Here is a 17,608-nt window from a genome sequence, read left to right on the forward strand (position 1 = left end):
CCCATGTCAAGAAACGGTTGGATATATCAATAAAAACTATGAGCCTTTTCCAATCGCTTTCGAATTACAGTTCTAGAAATTCGATAATCTGTGCAGGATAACGCTCAAAGCCTACAAAACTGTGATCACCGCCTTGTTCTACTGTTTGCTTAGCGTCTGCAAACTTATCTACCGCTTGTCGATAGTCTAAAACCTCATCTTCTGTCTGCTGTAACAACCAGAAAGAATGTGGCGACGCGATGCTTTGTACATCAAGAGCTTTTAACTCGTCAATATGACAAGCTTCAAGTGTATAGGTTTCGTGCGTATAAGGGTTAGTTTGCTCACCCAAATAATCTACTAACAACTCATAGGGCTTAACCGCGGGGTTGACCACAACCGCTTTAAATCCAAACTTGTCATTTAGCCACATTGACATAAAGCCGCCTAATGAGCTGCCCACCAGACCAATGTTATAGTCGTATTTATATTGCTCGATGATATCCAACAACAATTTCGCCGCTTGTTGAGGATAACAAGGTAATTGGGGAACAATCACTTTGATATCAGGACGATGCTGCTCGCAGTATGCTCTCATCACATTGGCTTTCATTGAGAGTGGAGAACTGTTAAAGCCATGGATATACAGAAGAAGTGAAGGTTTACTCATAGATATCTCGCACAAAAAAGCGAGCCCGAACATAGAGCTCGGGCGCGTTAGTATCCGTTAGAAGAGAAGTCTGGTTGGAACTGGCCATCAGGAAGTCGGCCCACTTGAGTCGTAATATCACCACAAGCGTGCAGCTGCAGTTCACGCCAACCAGGCGAAGTCGTATCGAGGGCAAAATCATCCGAGTTAGGCTTAAACTGAACACACGTCGAGGGTGTTGCCATCACTCGAATGCCATTATGAAGCACATTCATGTCTTGATGAACATGACCACAGAGAATGCCTTTCACGTTATCAAAACGATCGACAACCTGCCAGAACGCTTCGGCATCTTTTAAGGTATGTTGATCAAGCCACGCGCTTCCCACCAATAATGGATGGTGATGCAACAACACAAGTGTGTGCCTTTCTGGGTGTTCTGCTAACTTTTCTTCGAGTAACGCTAACTGCTGGTCACTCAAGCGTCCGTGAGGAACGCCAACAACTTGCGAGTCTAAAAGAACCAACTGCCAATGCGCGCCAAGCAATACATGCTCTGCCGCTTTGATTTGTTGCGAAGGTAATACACTGCCCATATTGGGCTTGTAGTCATGATTACCAGGCAGCCAAAAGCAGTCTTTCTCTAGCGGTTCAATGCCTTCGGCAAAGCGCTGGTAAGATTCTGCACTATGGTCTTGGGAAATGTCCCCTGTCGCCAAGATGTAATCAAACGTCACGTTGCGGCGTAAAACATCAGCAACAACAGCGTTAAAGCTATCGGCCGTTTTTACGCTCAGCAAACTTCCCTCATCGGCAGCAAACAGATGAGTATCCGTAATTTGTAAAAGTTTGATGCTGTCACTAGATGATTGCAAAATGAAAACCTGATTCGTCCACTATATCGTTATTTGTTATTTTCCTTTAGTGACGTGACGATCAATTGAAGGCAAGTGGTGTTCTACTGATACCACTTCGTAAACAAAACGTCAGCCATTCACCGAGGAATGTGTTTAGTTGATGCTTTTCATCTTTCTGCATCAGTTGGTCGTTGGGATAATCATACTTAGCTTTTATGCGAGAGAACTCTCCGCTTGAGCATACTTCGGCTACTCTCGCATCGTGATAAAGCCTGACAGACATCGTCGGTAAAGGAAACACTGGCGTTTCATCACTCTGACATATCTCAACAACTGTGGTGTATTTTGTGATTTCATTCACGGTCAGTTGGTAAACCATGTTCGCCGCTTGGTAGCAACGTACATCCCCAACTTCGGCAGAAGCAGGCAATAAGGCGTTCAATTTAGCGTAGTTGGTCTCATAGGTTCTCATTAGACCCGCTAAATCAACATGATACCTCTTTTTTTCAGCCACTTGTGCCATTACTTACTCTCCACCATTTGGGGTTGCCCCCACTGTGACTTCAACTCTTGATGGTTTAATTGCAACCATTGCAACGCAATAATCGACGCACCATTTTCAAATTTTCCGTCTTTCACCCATTGATATGCTTGCTCACGACTCAAAACATGTACGCGAATATCTTCATTCTCATAGTCTAAACCATGAATGCCGTGCGCTTTAGATGCGTCCACTTCACCAACAAATACGTCCAACTTTTCCGAGCAACCGCCAGCAGAAGGATAATAAGAAGTGACTGGCGCAACACGCCCCACTTGTATCCCCGCCTCTTCGACAGCTTCTCGGCGAATGACGGCTTCAGCTGATTCATCACGGTCAATCATACCCGCGACAACCTCTAGCTGCCATGGGTGTTGATGCTCTAAGGCTCCTACTCGAATCTGTTCAATGATAACCACTTGATCCGTATTTGGATCATAAGGAAGCATCGCTGCAGCATGACCACGCTCGAACATTTCTCGTTCGACAACCTCGCTCCAACCTCCAGCAAATAGCTTATGCTGAAAGCGATATTTCACCATTTTGAAAAAGCCTTCAAATAAGGTTTCTTTCGAGATGACTTTTACATCTTGCGAAGTAAAATCCTTTTGTTGTTTGTCACACTGTTGCATTCGACACCTCTCTGAGTGAATCTTGTAGTTTACTCATTGTTATTCGCTTGCTCAAAGGACTTGGCTCAACTTTTTGTACAATAGTTACAAATTAATTTAAGTCTTTGGTGAAAATTTATTGCACAACTGGATAATTACGTGTAAAAAAGTGCAAACTTTAGAGTAAATATCGTGCAAATTGAGTTAAACTACTGAGAATTAACCAATCTATTGACCGCGGGAATAGAAAATGAAAAAATTGCTTCCACTATTTATCAGTGCAGCGCTAGGTAGCATGAGTACGTCTGCGTTCGCAGACTCTTTGGCTGAAATCTACGACTTAGCAAAACAAAATGATCCACAATTGCTCAGTGTAGCAGCACAACGTGACCAAGCTTTCGAAGCAATCACCTCAAGCCGTAGTGCTCTATTACCACAAATTAACCTAACAGCAGGTTACAACTTAACTCGTGGTGATACTGAATACGACTCAAATCTAGTCAATGACGTATCAAACGATGCCAACGCTCTAACCGCTGGTGTTAGCTTTTCACAAGCACTTTACAACCGCGCATCTTGGATCTCGCTAGATACCGCTGAGAAAAGTGCTCGTCAAGCAGACGCAACTTACGCTGCGACTCAACAAGCACTAATTCTTCGTGTTTCACAAGCGTATTTTGAAGTTCTACGCGCACAAGACAACCTTGTCTTCGTCCGTGCAGAAAAAGCCGCAGTGGGTCGTCAACTAGAGCAAACAAAACAGCGTTTTGAAGTAGGTTTATCTGCGATCACTGACGTACACGACGCGCAAGCTCAGTACGACCAAGTACTGGCGGATGAAGTGTTAGCAGAAAACGCACTGACTAACAGCTACGAGTCATTACGTGAAATCACTGGTCAAGAGCACAAAGATCTCAACATCTTGGACACTCGCCGCTTCACTGCTAGCCCATCGACCGTGCCTGCTGAATCACTAATTGACGAAGCAAAAACCAAAAACCTGACCTTGCTATCTTCACGTATTCTTCAAGATATCGCACGTGACAATATTTCACTAGCAAGTTCTGGTCATCTACCAACGCTGTCTCTAGACGGTGGTTACAACTACGGGGATACGTCTCATAGCTCTCGTGACAACACCACAGACAACTTCAATATCGGTGTGAACCTTGCGGTGCCGCTATACACGGGTGGTAACGTCACCTCTCAAACCAAACAGGCTGAATACGCGTACGTGGCTGCAAGTGAAGATCTTGAAGCACAATACCGTAGCGTAGTAAAAGATGTTCGCGCACAAAACAACAACATTAACGCCTCTATCGGCGCACTACGTGCTTATGAGCAAGCCGTTATTTCTGCGCGCTCTGCACTAGAAGCAACAGAAGCAGGTTTTGATGTGGGTACTCGTACTATCGTTGACGTGCTAGACGCAACTCGTCGTCTATACGATGCGAATAAAAACCTATCGAACGCTCGTTACGACTACATCTTAAGTGTTCTTCAGCTACGCCAAGCCGTTGGTACGCTAAGCGAACAAGACATCTTAGACGTTGATGCAGGTTTGAAAGCAGCAAAATAATTGCTGACTGAATACTTCAGTTCTCAATAAATAAAAACGCCAGTTGATTTATCAGCTGGCGTTTTTTATTGCTTGCCGTTAAGAGACGAAAAGTGTCTCAGAACATCAAGTATCAAAAAGGCCGCACTTGGCGACCTTTTACAAACAAATAGCGTTTCAATGCCAACAAATCGTAGGCTTAGCCCTTACCGCCTTTGATTGCATTGATGATTTCACTGGTTGAGCAACCATCCTCAAAGTTCAATACACGAACTTCGCCACCTGCAGCAATGACTTCTTTACCACCAGCAATCTCTTCTGGTTTGTAGTCACCACCTTTTACTAGCAAGCTTGGCAAAACTTCCGAGATCAAACGTTGCGGCGTATCTTCACTAAATGGTACTACCCAATCCACAGCGCCCAAACCTGCCAATACCGCCATGCGGCGATCGGTTGGATTCACAGGACGACCAGGCCCTTTAAGACGCTTCACTGATTCATCGGTATTCACCGCAACAATCAGACGATCACCAAGTTCTGCAGCGTGATTGAGGTAAGAAACATGCCCAGCGTGAAGAATATCAAAGCAGCCGTTTGTCATAACGACTTTCTCGCCACGTGCACGTGCTTTTTTCACTGCTTCAATCAGCGCTTTTTCTGAAATCACACCGTAATCCGTGTCTTGGCTGCCATGTACCGCTTCTGCTAGTTCAATTTCAGACAAGGTCGAGGTACCAAGCTTACCAACAACAACGCCTGCCGCCGCATTCGCTAGTGCACACGCTTCTTCGAAGGATTTACCCGCCGCCACTGAAGCTGCAAGTACAGAAATCACCGTATCACCAGCACCAGTCACGTCGTACACTTCTTTCGCTTGAGTCGGAAGGTGGAATGGCTCTTGACCACGGCGGATCAACGTCATGCCGTTTTCACTACGCGTAACCAGTAGCGCTTCAAAATCAAACTCTTCAACAAGCTGAAGTGCTTTTTCAACCAGCTCTTGGTCTGATTTTACTTTGCCAACGACATCTTCGAACTCTTTCATGTTTGGCGTAAGAAGTGTTGCGCCACGGTAGCGTTCAAAATCCGCACCTTTAGGGTCAATGAAAACTGGAATGTTTGCTGCGCGCGCTTTTTGGATGTATGCCTGAACATGCTCTAACGAGCCTTTTGCGTAGTCAGACATAATCACGGCTTTAACGTTTGGCAGAGCGGCATCCATACGCGATAGCACAGGTGCAGAATCCGTGTTTTCAAACTTATCTTCGAAGTCGAGACGAATAAGCTGTTGTCCACGGCTCATTACGCGAAGCTTCGTAATCGTTGGGTAATCCGGCAGTGCAACGAAATCGCATTTCACATTGAGTGAGCTCAGCGTCTCCGTCAGCACTTTTGCAGGCTCATCTTCCCCTGTTAGACCAACAATGTGAGCATGGCCACCTAGTGATGCGATATTCATCGCAACGTTCGCAGCACCACCAGGACGCTCTTCATTGTTTTCTACTTTTACAACAGGAACCGGCGCTTCAGGAGAAATACGTCCGGTTGGGCCATACCAGTAACGATCTAGCATGACATCACCGATGATGAGCACACCAGCGCTGTTGTAATCAGGTAGAATTGGTTTCATTATTGGTCTCCAAAAATTAAATCGAAGTGAGTTTATCACAGCCCTTATCGAGGCTAAATATATGGTCTTAACTGAACCACTGATTCCAAGCCTGTTTTACCCACTCCCTTTCGGCAACAAACTTATCTTCCACCACATCAGCATCTAAATTGAGTAGATTTCGTCGGTGTATTTCGTTTCGCATTGTCGTGTAGGCACGTATCAACTGCATTGCCTGGTCTTCGTTCATGACATTTTGTGCAATGAGTGTTTCAAAGATGCGCACATTATCACACCAACGCGTTAATTTCGGCTTATCGCGACTATAGTTGAGCACTAAGTACTGAGCGAGAAATTCGATATCGGTAATCCCACCCACGTCTTGCTTGAGCATAAAACGGCCGGGCTTTTTCCCCCCAAGATGACCGCGCATTTTCTCTCTCATTTCGACAACGGCTTTTTTCAGTTCCGTCCGATCGCGCGCTTTGCACAACACATCATGTCGCGTATTGTGAAATGCAATGGCAAGGGGTTCATCGCCGTAAATCAAGCGCGCGCGCACAAGTGCTTGATGCTCCCATGTCCAGGCTTCTTGATGCTGATAATCGTCAAACGCATCGGTTGGGCTAACCAACAAACCTGACGCGCCAGATGGGCGCAATCGGGTATCGACTTCGTACAAAATGCCGGAAGCGGTGCGAGTCGAGAAAATATGGATGATGCGCTGCGCTAGGCGAAGGTAGAACTGACGGCCGTCGATTTCCTTTTTGCCATCTGTATAGACATTGACTGGGCAGTCATGCATGAAGACGATATCCAAGTCGGAGTTATAGCCGAGTTCCCAGCCACCGACTTTGCCATAACCAATGACGGCAAAACCCTTGCCTTCACGATCTTTCACATGCGTTGGCTCGCCGTATTTTTCGGACACTTGCAACCAAGCCTGACTGACCACCGCATCAACGATAGCTTCCGCCAAATAGGTTAAGTGATCACTCACTTTCATCACCGGCAATGCACCAGCAATATCCGCCGCCGCAATACGTAAAATGCAGATTTGCTTAAACTGACGCAACGCTTCCATTTGCTGCTCCATATCATCTTCTGGAATACGGGCCAGATAATCACGCAGCTCTGTACGGTAACTGTCTAATGGGATTGGATTGTACAACTGTGCAGGATCGATCAACTCATCGAGTAAGATCGGATACCGAGATAGCTGCTCTGAAATCATTGGGCTTGCGGTACACAAACGCACGAGCTGTACTAGAGCCGCAGGGTGCTCATCCAATAACTCCAGATAAGTTGTACGTGTGCAGATATTGTGTAGTAAATGCAGCACTCGCGGTAAACCAAACTGTGCATCAGGGTGGGCAAACAGCGCATCAAACACCTTCGGCATCAAACGGTTTAGCACTTCGCGTCCACGCGGTCCTAACGTTTTTTTAGCCAGATCGGTTTTAAAGTTGATGATGGTTTTCGCGCATGAAGCAAAGTCTTCAACCTGAATATCCTGCTGCAAGATATGTTCAAGCACATCTTGTTTGTTCGCCATATCCCATAGCTCATGAAAATGACGAGCAACCGTAGTACCCTCGTCTTCTTCATCATCACCAATTAACGACTCAAATACTTGATGGACATTCGCCATGTGCTGCTGAGTTTGCTCAATCAGTTGGTCCCAAGAGGTCATTTGCATCGCGGTAGCGAGCTTTAAGCGTTCGGTTTTGCAATCAGGCAGCGTCTGGGTTTGCTTGTCCGCCATCGCTTGCAACAAGTTTTCTAATTGACGCAAATACTTGTATGCGGCTTCTAGACTGCTGACTTCTTGCGAAGTGAGTAACGCCAGCTCTTCAATGCCTTGCAGCGTTTCCAACAACCCTCGATTACGAAGAGAAGGCTCGCGCCCCCCTCGAATTAATTGAAAAACTTGGGCGATAAATTCAATTTCTCGGATGCCACCTGCACCTAACTTAATGTTGTTGTTCAAACCTCGGCGGCGAACCTCACTACTGATCATCGATTTCATCCGACGCAAAGACTGAATCGCACTGAAATCAATATAGCGACGAAAAACAAAAGGACGCAGCATTTGGCGTAGCTCTTGGTATTGCGGGTACATTTCGCACCCCATCACTCGAGCTTTGATCATCGCGTAACGCTCCCAGTCACGTCCCTGTTCTTGATAGTAATCCTCTAGTGCCGCATAGCTCATGACTAATGGACCACTCTCACCAAACGGACGCAGTCGCATGTCGACACGGTAACAAAAACCATCGAAGGTTTGTTGGTCGAGCGCTTTGATGATGCGTTGACCAAGGCGAGTAAAGAACTGGGCATTGGCAATACTGCGGCGCGCGCCTTGTGTCTCACCGTTTTCTGGATACGTGAAAATCAGATCGATATCGGAAGAAAAGTTTAACTCGCCGCCACCCAGTTTCCCCATGCCGATAATCAACATCGGCTGTACTTCACCTTCCTCACTCGTCGGCGTTCCCCACTCCTGACAACACGCTTGATATTGCCATTGATAGGTTTCAAAAATCATCGCTTCAGCCAATTCGGATAAGTGGCTTAAAGACGTTTCTAGCGACCATGCATGCATGAAATCCTTCCACGCAATGTACACCATTTCTCGGTTGCGAAACTGACGCAACACGCGATGACCAGACATCTCATCCGGGCATTGTCCCAGCAGTGCCGCAAGACGTGAACGGTAAGATTCTTGACGGCTTGGTTGCGCTAACATGTTTGGCAACTCACGCGCTAGGACTTCATCGCGATGAATGGCTTCGGTAATAAACTGGCTTAAGCCCGCCACATAGCGAAATTGCTGCGCAATCTCATCTGGCCAAAGGGGAAAATAACCTGCCTCTTGAGCATTTTGTACGGCAGATTCAGCGATAGAAATCAGTGGCGAAGGCAGCTGCATTTTTCTTCCTTGTTTGAAAAGCACGGTAACTCATTCTTTATACCAGACTTAAAGCAAATAAAAACGCCCACAAAAGGTTTGTGGGCGTTTTATCAAAAGTTCTGGATGGAATATTAAACTTGGAAAGATTTGATCTTCTTGTCTAACTCGCCAGCATTATTTTGCATCATTTCAGAAGTTTCTAGCAGCTCTGTCACAACCACAACCGAGGCTTCCACCAGCTCACGTACATTGGTGAGGTTTTGACTCATCTCTTCTGCAACACTACTTTGCTGACCAGACGCCGTCGCGATTTGGAAGTTCATGTCATTGATTTGCGTCACTTGCCCAACAATACCATCGAGCTCAGATCCAGCATTAGAAACCAGCTCGTTTCCGTCGGCCGCTTCCACTACGCTTTTCTCCATGAGTTCTACAGCAGATTCTGCACTGGTTTGCAGCTGAGCAATCATCTCTTGAATTTCTACCGTCGCTTGTTGTGTACGTTGTGCAAGGTTACGAACTTCATCTGCAACCACCGCAAAACCACGACCCGCCTCGCCAGCTCGCGCCGCTTCAATCGCCGCATTCAGTGCAAGCAGGTTAGTTTGTTCAGAGATACCTTGAATCGTACCCACAACACTACCAATGGATTCAACACGTTCTTCGACCTGGTTAACCGCCTGCGCCGATGAAGCGATGTCCGACGAGAGTTCACTCATTTTCGCCATCGTACTTTGCAAGAACTGTTGACCAGAAATCGCTTGTGCGGAAGCTTGCTCTGTAAGAGAAGACGCCGTCTGGGCATGTTCTGCGACGGTTTGCACCGTCGATGACATTTCACTCATCGCCGTCGCAAGTTGATCAATTTCGTTAAACTCTTCTTGCGCAGACTCCTTCGTTTCCGACATGCTCAGCGTCATCACTTCCGTGAGTGTGGATAACTCATCAGAAGCGTTGATTTGCATTTGAATCACATCGTGCAGTTGGCGACGTGTCTTTTCTAATTCACGTGCCACGTCTCCGTATTCATCTTTACAATCCATACCAAATGGCACGGAGAGGTTCTTGCTCGCCATCAGTTTGATCGCGTCGCTCAGATACTGTGTTTGACGCAGCATCACTCTAGCCGCCGCTAATAAGAGCACGACAAAAACCACAATCAATAAGGCAGTTTGCCAAGCAACTTGCGTTAAATATGCTTCGTAATGCTGTTGGGCAACTTGCGCATTTTGTGTCGCCGCTAAAAGTGAATCGTAAAAGGTGTTCGCGTCCCACAGTTGTTTTGCCACTATCAGGACAGTACTGAAGACCATCAACATGACCATTTTAGGAACCAGTCGAATGTCGGATATGACCCTTTCCCATGGCTTAAATGCCAGCTTTTCCATTGTCAGTTCTCCACCGAGTCTTATATAGTCTTTATCTATAATCTTTATATTACTTATAGTTATGTTCGCGTTTAGCGTGGTTACGCGATTTATTTCGAGCTTCGTATGAAAAACAATGATATCAAAGACAGCACACGACCGATGGGCCTGTTGTCACTAATATTGTCTTTTATGGCACTATTTGTGATCTCTGGCTTGTTGTTTTTCCCGATCGATCACGAAACCCGTCAAGTTCTTATCGGTCTGGATTTCATAATCTGTAGTATTTTTCTATTACAGCTCACCATTGATTTGATCCGGTCCACAGATCGGTGGCTATTTCTTAAACGTCATTGGATAGATTTCGTGGCGAGCATCCCATTAATAGAGCCACTGCGCTTTGCTCGTATCTTTCATATTCTTCGAGTGGTATTAGTACTGCGCTCGTCGAAGTTCATTTTGCATCAGCTCAAAGAAAACCGCCGCGAAACCACGGTCGCCTCAATATTACTGTTGATGGTGATCCTCATTACGCTCGGTTCTAGTGCAATGCTGTTTATCGAAGCGAAAAACCCAGAAGCGAATATTCGCACTGGCGCCGATGCTTTGTGGTGGGTATTCGTAACGATCTCAACCGTTGGTTACGGCGATCATTATCCGGTGACATCAATAGGAAAGTTTTTAGCCGTCATCATCATTGTTTGTGGTGTGGGGATCTTTGGTATGATTTCGGGTCTTATCACCTCTATCCTTACTGCCCCGACAAAACAACAGACGCACAGCTCAATCAATAAAGAACGTATGCTAGAGCAGCTCCTAAGCCAACAAGCGCAAATACTAGAACGACTCGACTTCATAGAAAACGAGCTGCAACAAAGCAAAACAAAGACAAAAAAATAGGACCATGCGGTCCTATTTTTTGTACAGGTACTCAAGGTGATCATTCACGCCAATAAGGCTGAACTTCTACACTGATCGCTCGGGTTTGATCCATTGCATGCAAAATAGAACGCTCTTGACGGTGCAACCAGCGTTCTAACTGCTCTTTTTCTGCGTCTTCCAACATATCAACCAACGGAAGTAAGTGGTTCAGCATTAGCAGATCATCAATACCATGCACCAGATCCGCCCATGGCAAACGGAAGCTGTTACGCTCATCCGAGTTATACAAACTCGCGAAACCAATGCCGGTATAGAGATTACGCAATAAGCGATAACGCTGATCAACGTACTCTTGCGCCGTCAGGTCGCGCTCTGCAGGGAAAGCTTCCATTAGTTCTGCCCAAGTGCGATCGAGCTGAGTGACTGAAAACGGCATGATATTACTTGCCATTTTTTCACGCGCTTTTTCATCAAGAAACGGCTGCCAGCCACGCGCTAAGATCCAGCGACTAAGATCCAGCAATAACCCGGTGTAACGCGCGGAATTGAGCAGCCCTAGCACTTCTTCACGGCTTGGCAGCTCTTGTAGCTGCTGAGTCAACTCAGATACTAAGAACTTACGCGCATCCAACTTACGCAGCACGTTGCCTTTGTCATCCAAAAGTTCTTCAAGATGCGCGTGCTCATCCAACCAACTCAGCTCTTCTTCCAACCATTTGAGCTCTTGGCGCAGGATAGCGCTAGCACGACGAGGGACAACACCACCAAAAATGGTCAATGTTTGACGAATAAAACGAATGGCATTGCTGATTTCACGTAGCGCTTCCACATTGTCACGCTCAGCATAAATTTGCTCGTGATAATGCCAGTGAGATAGGGCGTGTTCTAAAGAGTTGATCAAGCAGTATTCAACGGTATCCGTCGGGCTACTGTCCACAAGCGCCAACGATTTTACTTCATCACCTGCATAGCCACTTGCAAGTCGATAGCCTTTCGCCGCCTTACTCAAGTTACCCAAACGCATGCCACCTTGCTCGCAAAAGCTACGTGCTAGTGTAAATAGGGCATCGGTTTGGCCCGATTTAAGTTCCAGTTCAACTTCGCAAATCGGTTCTTGTTTCTCTTCCCCATCTTCACCTTTGGCTACGACCATACCTTGGTCAAACGCCACTTCTATTTGGCTACCATCTGGCATGCCAATCAGCCACTGTTCACGTGTGAAGTTGGTCGAGAATAACGGCATAAGCTCAGATTGCAGCGTTGCTGCGTCTTTACCTGGCGGCCATATGTCTACAGGATGAAGCGACAGGTTAGGCTCGTCGCTAGTGTGCTCAGCATTGTATTCTGGTCTTTGATGTAAGCCTGCGACGACGCGTCCTGCTGTCTTTACGGTTTGGACGAATACATCATCAAAACGGCGAATTCTTAAACCAATGTCGTGCTTTCTCAGCCATTTATCGGCGGTATCAAAGTAGGTGTTACCCAAGTCACGACAACTATGCTGAAGTACTTTTGTCTCAGAAATTTTTTCTTTTAAAGTTTCTGAGAATTCAGGAGAAACAAAAAACTTCAGTTCTATTTCGGTTTCCATAGCTATACCTTTCAAAGCAGATAGAAACAGGATATTGCGTAATTTCTCGCACGGCAAGAGAGAAATATCGCCGGAATGATGATCTAAAACAGTTTTAATGAGCGATTTAATGCGTTACCATGCGCGCCTTTATAGCCATCGTTCAACATTTCGCCAAGCACTCAGAAATGGTGTATGTTTTTTTAAGGTTATAGTTATTAGGTTGAATGACCATGCCAGTAAATACAATTATGGGGTTATTTGCAAAGTCCCCAATTAAGCCTTTGCAACGCCACGTTGTGTGTGTCAACGAATGTTGTTCACACTTGGTGAAATTCTTTGAAGTATCTTCAAAGGGTGACTGGGAAAAAGCATCTGAAATCCGTGCACAAATTTCTCACCTAGAGAAAGAAGCGGACGTGCTGAAACGTGAAATCCGTCTAAAACTGCCTCGCGGTTTGTTCATGCCAGTAGACCGTACTGACATGCTTGAGCTTCTGACTCAGCAGGACAAACTTGCAAACCTGGCAAAAGACATTGCTGGCCGTGTATATGGTCGTCAACTTGTCATTCCTGAGGCTCTCCAACCAAACTTCCTCGCTTACGTTCAACGTTGTCTTGATGCGGCCGATCAGGCGCAAAAGGTAATCAATGAACTTGATGAATTGCTAGAAACCGGCTTCAAAGGTCGTGAAGTGACGCTCGTCGCTGAAATGATTCATCAATTAGATGTCATCGAAGATGATACCGATGCTATGCAGATTGAACTTCGTCAACAGTTGATGGCGATTGAGTCTGACATGAACCCTATCGATGTCATGTTCTTGTACAAGATTCTTGAATGGGTAGGTGGTATTGCCGACCAAGCGCAGCGCGTAGGTGCTCGTTTGGAAGTCATGCTATCTCGATCTTAAAACATAAAGTTAACGACATAACGAAGAGCATAATGAACACGTGTCATAGGGACGATGACTATTTTCATCGTCTTATGGTTTGGCGCGCGTAAAATTTTGTTCCGCTTGTTATAAAACAACTAGGTATTACGATGGATATCCTTGCGAACTACGGCACTGTCCTGATTATTGTTGCAGCGATTTTTGGTTTCATGATGGCGATTGGTATTGGCGCGAACGACGTTGCTAATGCGATGGGTACATCAGTAGGTTCAAAAGCGCTAACCGTAAAACAAGCTATCATCATTGCGATGATCTTCGAATTTGCAGGTGCTTACCTTGCAGGCGGTGAAGTAACCGACACTATCCGTAAAGGTGTAATCGAAACTTCTTTATTTGCTAGTCAACCTGACGTTCTTGTCTACGGTATGATGTCTGCTCTTTTGGCTGCGGGTACATGGTTACTTCTTGCCTCTTACATGGGCTGGCCAGTATCTACGACTCACTCAATCATCGGTGCAATCATTGGTTTTGCATGCGTATCAGTAGGTACTGAAGCGGTTGACTGGGGCAGTGTTCAAGGCATTGTTGGTAGCTGGATTATTACACCAGTGATTTCAGGTTTCTTTGCTTACGTTATCTTTGTCAGCGCACAACGTCTGATTTTTGATACTGAGAACCCGTTATTCAACGCCAAACGTTTTGTTCCTGTTTACATGTTCATCACAACAATGGTGATTGCACTTGTAACTATCAAAAAAGGTCTAAAACACGTTGGTCTTCACCTAACCAATGGCGAAGCTTGGATGTGGGCAGCAGCAGTTTCAGCACTCGTGATGGTTGGCGGCTACGTATACATCCAGAAAAAATTCGCTAATCGCGAAGAAGACCGCAGCTTTTCTGGCGTGGAAGGTATCTTCAGCGTTCTGATGGTTATCACCGCTTGTGCAATGGCATTTGCACACGGTTCAAACGACGTTGCAAACGCCATTGGTCCACTGTCAGCTGTAGTATCGACTGTTGAACACATGGGCGAAATCAGCACGAAAAGCACCATCGCTTGGTGGATTCTACCTCTTGGTGGTATTGGTATCGTGGTCGGTCTTGCGACACTGGGTCACAAAGTAATGGCAACCGTTGGTACAGGTATCACTGAGCTAACTCCTAGCCGTGGTTTTGCAGCTCAGCTAGCAACCGCTTGTACTGTTGTTCTAGCTTCTGGTACTGGTCTGCCAATCTCAACCACTCAAACATTGGTTGGTGCGGTTCTCGGTGTTGGCTTTGCTCGTGGTATCGCGGCACTAAACCTGGGCGTGGTTCGTAACATCGTGGCATCATGGATCGTTACACTACCAGCAGGTGCACTATTGGCCGTTGTATTCTTCTACGGACTTCAAGCGATGTTCGCTTAAGACACTCGTCAATAGAATGTAAGCGCTTTGTCATTATTGACTCAAACGCACAGAAAGGGAGGCTTTGCCTCCCTTCTTTGTTGCACCGAAGTTTGAAACTGCATACTATTCGTCTATTTCCGGCTCCAATCATTCGGTGCCAACGCTGTCTCCAAGAAAAATCGTTAAGGGATTTACTGTGAAAAAACTAATCATCACGGTTTTGTTTACTTTGCTAGCAGCGCCAGCGGCCCTAGCAGCAGACCGTTATATTTCTGATGACCTCTTCACTTTTATGCACTCAGGTCCAAATAACACCTACCGTATTATTGGTAGTGTTAATGCCGGTTCTAAAGTACAACTGATTAAAACCAACCGAGATACTGGCTATACGCAAGTTCGTGATGACCGCGGTCGTACTGGTTGGGTACAAAGCAAGTTTGTGACAAACCAAGAAAGCATGGCGATTCGCCTTCCTCGCATTGAGAAAGAGCTAGCAGAAGTGAAAGAGCAGCTTGCTAACGCTCGTAAAACTTCTGATGCAGAGAAAGCCGGCCTTGTTACCTCTCTAGAAACGCGTAACCAACAAATTTCCGATCTTGAGAATAAATACTCTGAGATCAGCGACCAGCTTACTTCTGTTGAGACAGAAAACCGCGAGCTGCGCGCTAAACTGGATACACAAAAAGACGACATGCTGCTTAAGTACTTCACTTATGGCGGCGGTGTTGCAGGTTTAGGTTTGCTATTTGGTTTGATTCTTCCGCATGTCATGCCTCGTAGAAAACGTTCACCTGCGGGTTGGGCATAAATCCTTCGCCCTTTTATCTATAAAAAAGAATGCAAAAGCCAGTCGATATTCGACTGGCTTTTTTGTTTGCTTAGTTTTACGGAAATCTGCACTACTCACCCATTGAACTAGACGCTCGACGACGATCCGTTGCGCCATAAAGCTTGCCATCTTTTAGCTCAATTGCATTCAAACCACTTACCACTGGAATAACGTGTACTGGGTAGCCAAGCTCCATAAACTCCGGCACCAACATTTCTGCGAAGGTTTTCTTCTCCACTAGCAAGCCTGTTGGGTCATACGGCTTAGTGCGGTCTATCTTGGTGCCGTACTGGATATTTGGTAGGTCAATGGCGTCTTGCGCTGATAACTTCCAATCCAGTACCCCAACCACGGTTTTGAGTACATACCCCGGAATTTGCGAACTTCCTGGTGAACCGACAACCAAACGCAAGTTATCATCACTGTCCATCACCATTAATGGCGTAATGGCTGAGCGTGGACGCTTGCCCGCTTCAATTGAGTTTTGCGTAGGTTTGCCGTTAACCGTTGGCTGAGGTGAGAAGTTTGCCATTTGTGCATTCAAGATAACGCCATCAACCATGACACCAGATCCCATTCCCGTGCCAACGGTGCTGGTCATAGCAATCGCATTACCTTCCCTATCAACGATAGAAATGTGCCCTGTATCTTTGCTCTCGAAGCCTTGATATTGCGCATACTGAGTTTGCGTTATCTGTCCGGCTTTTGGATTCTCTTTCGAGGTGCCATTATCAGGGATTAAATCACGTCTCTGGTCCAAATAGGTTTTAGATAACAATTGTTCAACTGGTGCTTCCACATAATCCGGATCTCCTGCATACGCAATACGATCAGCTTTTGCTAAGCGCATCGCCTCGGTCATTAAACGCCAAGGCTCTACATCAGTTAATGCCATCTGAGATATATCGTACGGCTCCAGCAATTTCAGACTTTGAGCAACCATCACACCGCCAGAGGCCGGGTAACCAAACGAAACGATTTTGTTGCCTCGATAATCGCTTTCAATAATATCGCGAGATTTCACCTGATAGTTTTTAAAGTCCTCTAACAACAATTTCTCATGCTGATCGTTAATACGACTATTCACCGTATCAACAATATGTTGACCAAGTGCACCACCATACAAATAGCGATCGCCTTGCTGAGCTATTTTCTCTAGCGTCTCAGCCATTTTAGGGTTCTTCATTAACGTCCCTGTTGGCTTCACTTCATCATCTTGCCAATACAAGGCTTTAATTTCTGGGTCGCGAGCCAAACGCGTTTGCTCTCGCACGACGATATCATAGGTATAGCTATTCATCGCGTACCCATCACGCGCGAGCTTAATCGCAGGTTGAACCAACTCAGACCATGGTAATTTGCCGTATTGCTCATGAGTGGAATAAAGCAGACGCAAGGTGCCCGGCACTGCAACGGAGCGAGGCCCCAAAATTTCATCGCGGCTTAGTGCTTTCCCATTTTCAATAAACATCTCAGGGTGAGCGCTAGACGGCGCTTCATCTCGCCCATCAAGGGCTAAAAACTTCTGCTTGTCATGTTGATAAAACAGCGCGAAAGTACCGCCTCCAATTCCCGTCATATCCGGTTCAACCACAGACATCACCATCTGCATCGCGACCATGGCATCAACGGCGTTCCCACCCTCTTTCAATATTGAGTAACCGGTACTGCTCACGTAAGGATTCGTCGCACTGACCATGAAATCTTGCCCGTTATTATCTGGTGTTATAGGGAAAGGGGTCGGCTTTGCTGCGTAACTTAACGACGCAACAACACTTAAAGAAAAAATCAGAATACGCATGTGTCTCTGTGTAGACTCCTGTTATTTCATGGGGTCTAACGTGGACCAGGTCGTGATGACGAAGTTCGTCAATGTGGCGTTTTTTTACACAACGCTGACTGGAGTCATTCTACTAATACATGACTGATATTGATGTAATTTAAACAACTGAGAA

14 protein-coding genes are annotated in these 17,608 nt (G+C 46.0%); 5 read left to right on the plus strand and 9 right to left on the minus strand.

From position 1 onward, the window contains the following. Window positions 1-64: 64 nt before the first annotated feature. The 4 genes from yqiA to nudF form a co-directional block, all read right to left on the minus strand. Window positions 65-649 carry an esterase YqiA gene (yqiA, locus tag MSG33_RS19035; RefSeq protein WP_248381744.1) on the minus strand — a complete coding sequence of 195 codons (585 nt, stop codon included), beginning with the start codon at window positions 647-649 and terminating at the stop codon, window positions 65-67. A 47-nt stretch (window positions 650-696) separates the two neighbouring features. After that, complete coding sequence (gene cpdA, locus MSG33_RS19040; protein WP_046874001.1) at window positions 697-1,503, minus strand: 3',5'-cyclic-AMP phosphodiesterase; 807 nt, start codon at window positions 1,501-1,503, stop codon at window positions 697-699. A gap of 61 nt (window positions 1,504-1,564) precedes the next feature. Beyond that, window positions 1,565-2,008, minus strand: a complete 444-nt coding sequence (locus MSG33_RS19045) for a DUF1249 family protein (RefSeq protein WP_248381746.1) — start codon at window positions 2,006-2,008, stop codon at window positions 1,565-1,567. Continuing rightward, window positions 2,008-2,658, minus strand: a complete 651-nt coding sequence (nudF, locus tag MSG33_RS19050; protein WP_170902359.1) for an ADP-ribose diphosphatase — start codon at window positions 2,656-2,658, stop codon at window positions 2,008-2,010. Before nudF ends, MSG33_RS19045 begins: the two co-directional genes overlap by 1 nt. A gap of 229 nt (window positions 2,659-2,887) precedes the next feature. On the opposite strand from nudF, the gene tolC reads away from it, so the two are divergent. Then, window positions 2,888-4,216 (plus strand): outer membrane channel protein TolC, encoded by a 1,329-nt coding sequence (tolC, locus tag MSG33_RS19055; protein ID WP_012842165.1) that lies wholly within the window; start codon window positions 2,888-2,890, stop codon window positions 4,214-4,216. Between the two features lie 178 nt (window positions 4,217-4,394). On the opposite strand, the gene hldE is transcribed toward tolC, so the two are convergent. From hldE to MSG33_RS19070, 3 genes are all read right to left on the minus strand, one after another. Further along, complete coding sequence (gene hldE, locus MSG33_RS19060; protein ID WP_012842166.1) at window positions 4,395-5,825, minus strand: bifunctional D-glycero-beta-D-manno-heptose-7-phosphate kinase/D-glycero-beta-D-manno-heptose 1-phosphate adenylyltransferase HldE; 1,431 nt, start codon at window positions 5,823-5,825, stop codon at window positions 4,395-4,397. 67 nt (window positions 5,826-5,892) lie between these two features. Next, on the minus strand, window positions 5,893-8,736 hold the full coding sequence (glnE, locus tag MSG33_RS19065; RefSeq protein WP_248381748.1) for a bifunctional [glutamate--ammonia ligase]-adenylyl-L-tyrosine phosphorylase/[glutamate--ammonia-ligase] adenylyltransferase: 2,844 nt from the start codon (window positions 8,734-8,736) through the stop codon (window positions 5,893-5,895). Window positions 8,737-8,849: 113 nt separating this feature from the next. After that, the gene (locus tag MSG33_RS19070; protein WP_005395942.1) at window positions 8,850-10,106 is read right to left on the minus strand and encodes a methyl-accepting chemotaxis protein; all 1,257 of its coding nucleotides are present in this window, start codon (window positions 10,104-10,106) and stop codon (window positions 8,850-8,852) included. A 105-nt stretch (window positions 10,107-10,211) separates the two neighbouring features. Between MSG33_RS19070 and MSG33_RS19075 the strand changes: the two genes are divergently transcribed. Then, window positions 10,212-10,985 (plus strand): potassium channel family protein, encoded by a 774-nt coding sequence (locus tag MSG33_RS19075; protein ID WP_248381750.1) that lies wholly within the window; start codon window positions 10,212-10,214, stop codon window positions 10,983-10,985. Window positions 10,986-11,025: 40 nt separating this feature from the next. Here the strand turns inward: MSG33_RS19075 and MSG33_RS19080 are convergent, their stop codons facing one another. After that, complete coding sequence (locus MSG33_RS19080; RefSeq protein ID WP_005395946.1) at window positions 11,026-12,558, minus strand: inorganic triphosphatase; 1,533 nt, start codon at window positions 12,556-12,558, stop codon at window positions 11,026-11,028. A gap of 212 nt (window positions 12,559-12,770) precedes the next feature. Between MSG33_RS19080 and MSG33_RS19085 the strand changes: the two genes are divergently transcribed. From MSG33_RS19085 to MSG33_RS19095, 3 genes are all read left to right on the plus strand, one after another. Then, the gene (locus MSG33_RS19085; protein ID WP_031780508.1) at window positions 12,771-13,451 is read left to right on the plus strand and encodes a TIGR00153 family protein; all 681 of its coding nucleotides are present in this window, start codon (window positions 12,771-12,773) and stop codon (window positions 13,449-13,451) included. A 131-nt stretch (window positions 13,452-13,582) separates the two neighbouring features. Beyond that, the gene (locus tag MSG33_RS19090) at window positions 13,583-14,842 is read left to right on the plus strand and encodes an inorganic phosphate transporter (RefSeq protein ID WP_005395948.1); all 1,260 of its coding nucleotides are present in this window, start codon (window positions 13,583-13,585) and stop codon (window positions 14,840-14,842) included. Between the two features lie 178 nt (window positions 14,843-15,020). Further along, complete coding sequence (locus tag MSG33_RS19095; protein ID WP_031780509.1) at window positions 15,021-15,632, plus strand: TIGR04211 family SH3 domain-containing protein; 612 nt, start codon at window positions 15,021-15,023, stop codon at window positions 15,630-15,632. Window positions 15,633-15,723: 91 nt separating this feature from the next. Here MSG33_RS19095 and ggt read toward each other — a convergent pair whose 3' ends face one another. Further along, window positions 15,724-17,454: a gamma-glutamyltransferase gene (gene ggt, locus MSG33_RS19100; RefSeq protein ID WP_248381752.1), complete on the minus strand. Its 1,731-nt coding sequence runs from the start codon at window positions 17,452-17,454 to the stop codon at window positions 15,724-15,726. Between the last annotated feature and the right edge of the window lie 154 nt (window positions 17,455-17,608).

It is taken from the genome of Vibrio sp. 1CM7H, assembly GCF_023161645.1.
Taxonomy (GTDB): Bacteria; Pseudomonadota; Gammaproteobacteria; order Enterobacterales; family Vibrionaceae; genus Vibrio; species Vibrio diabolicus.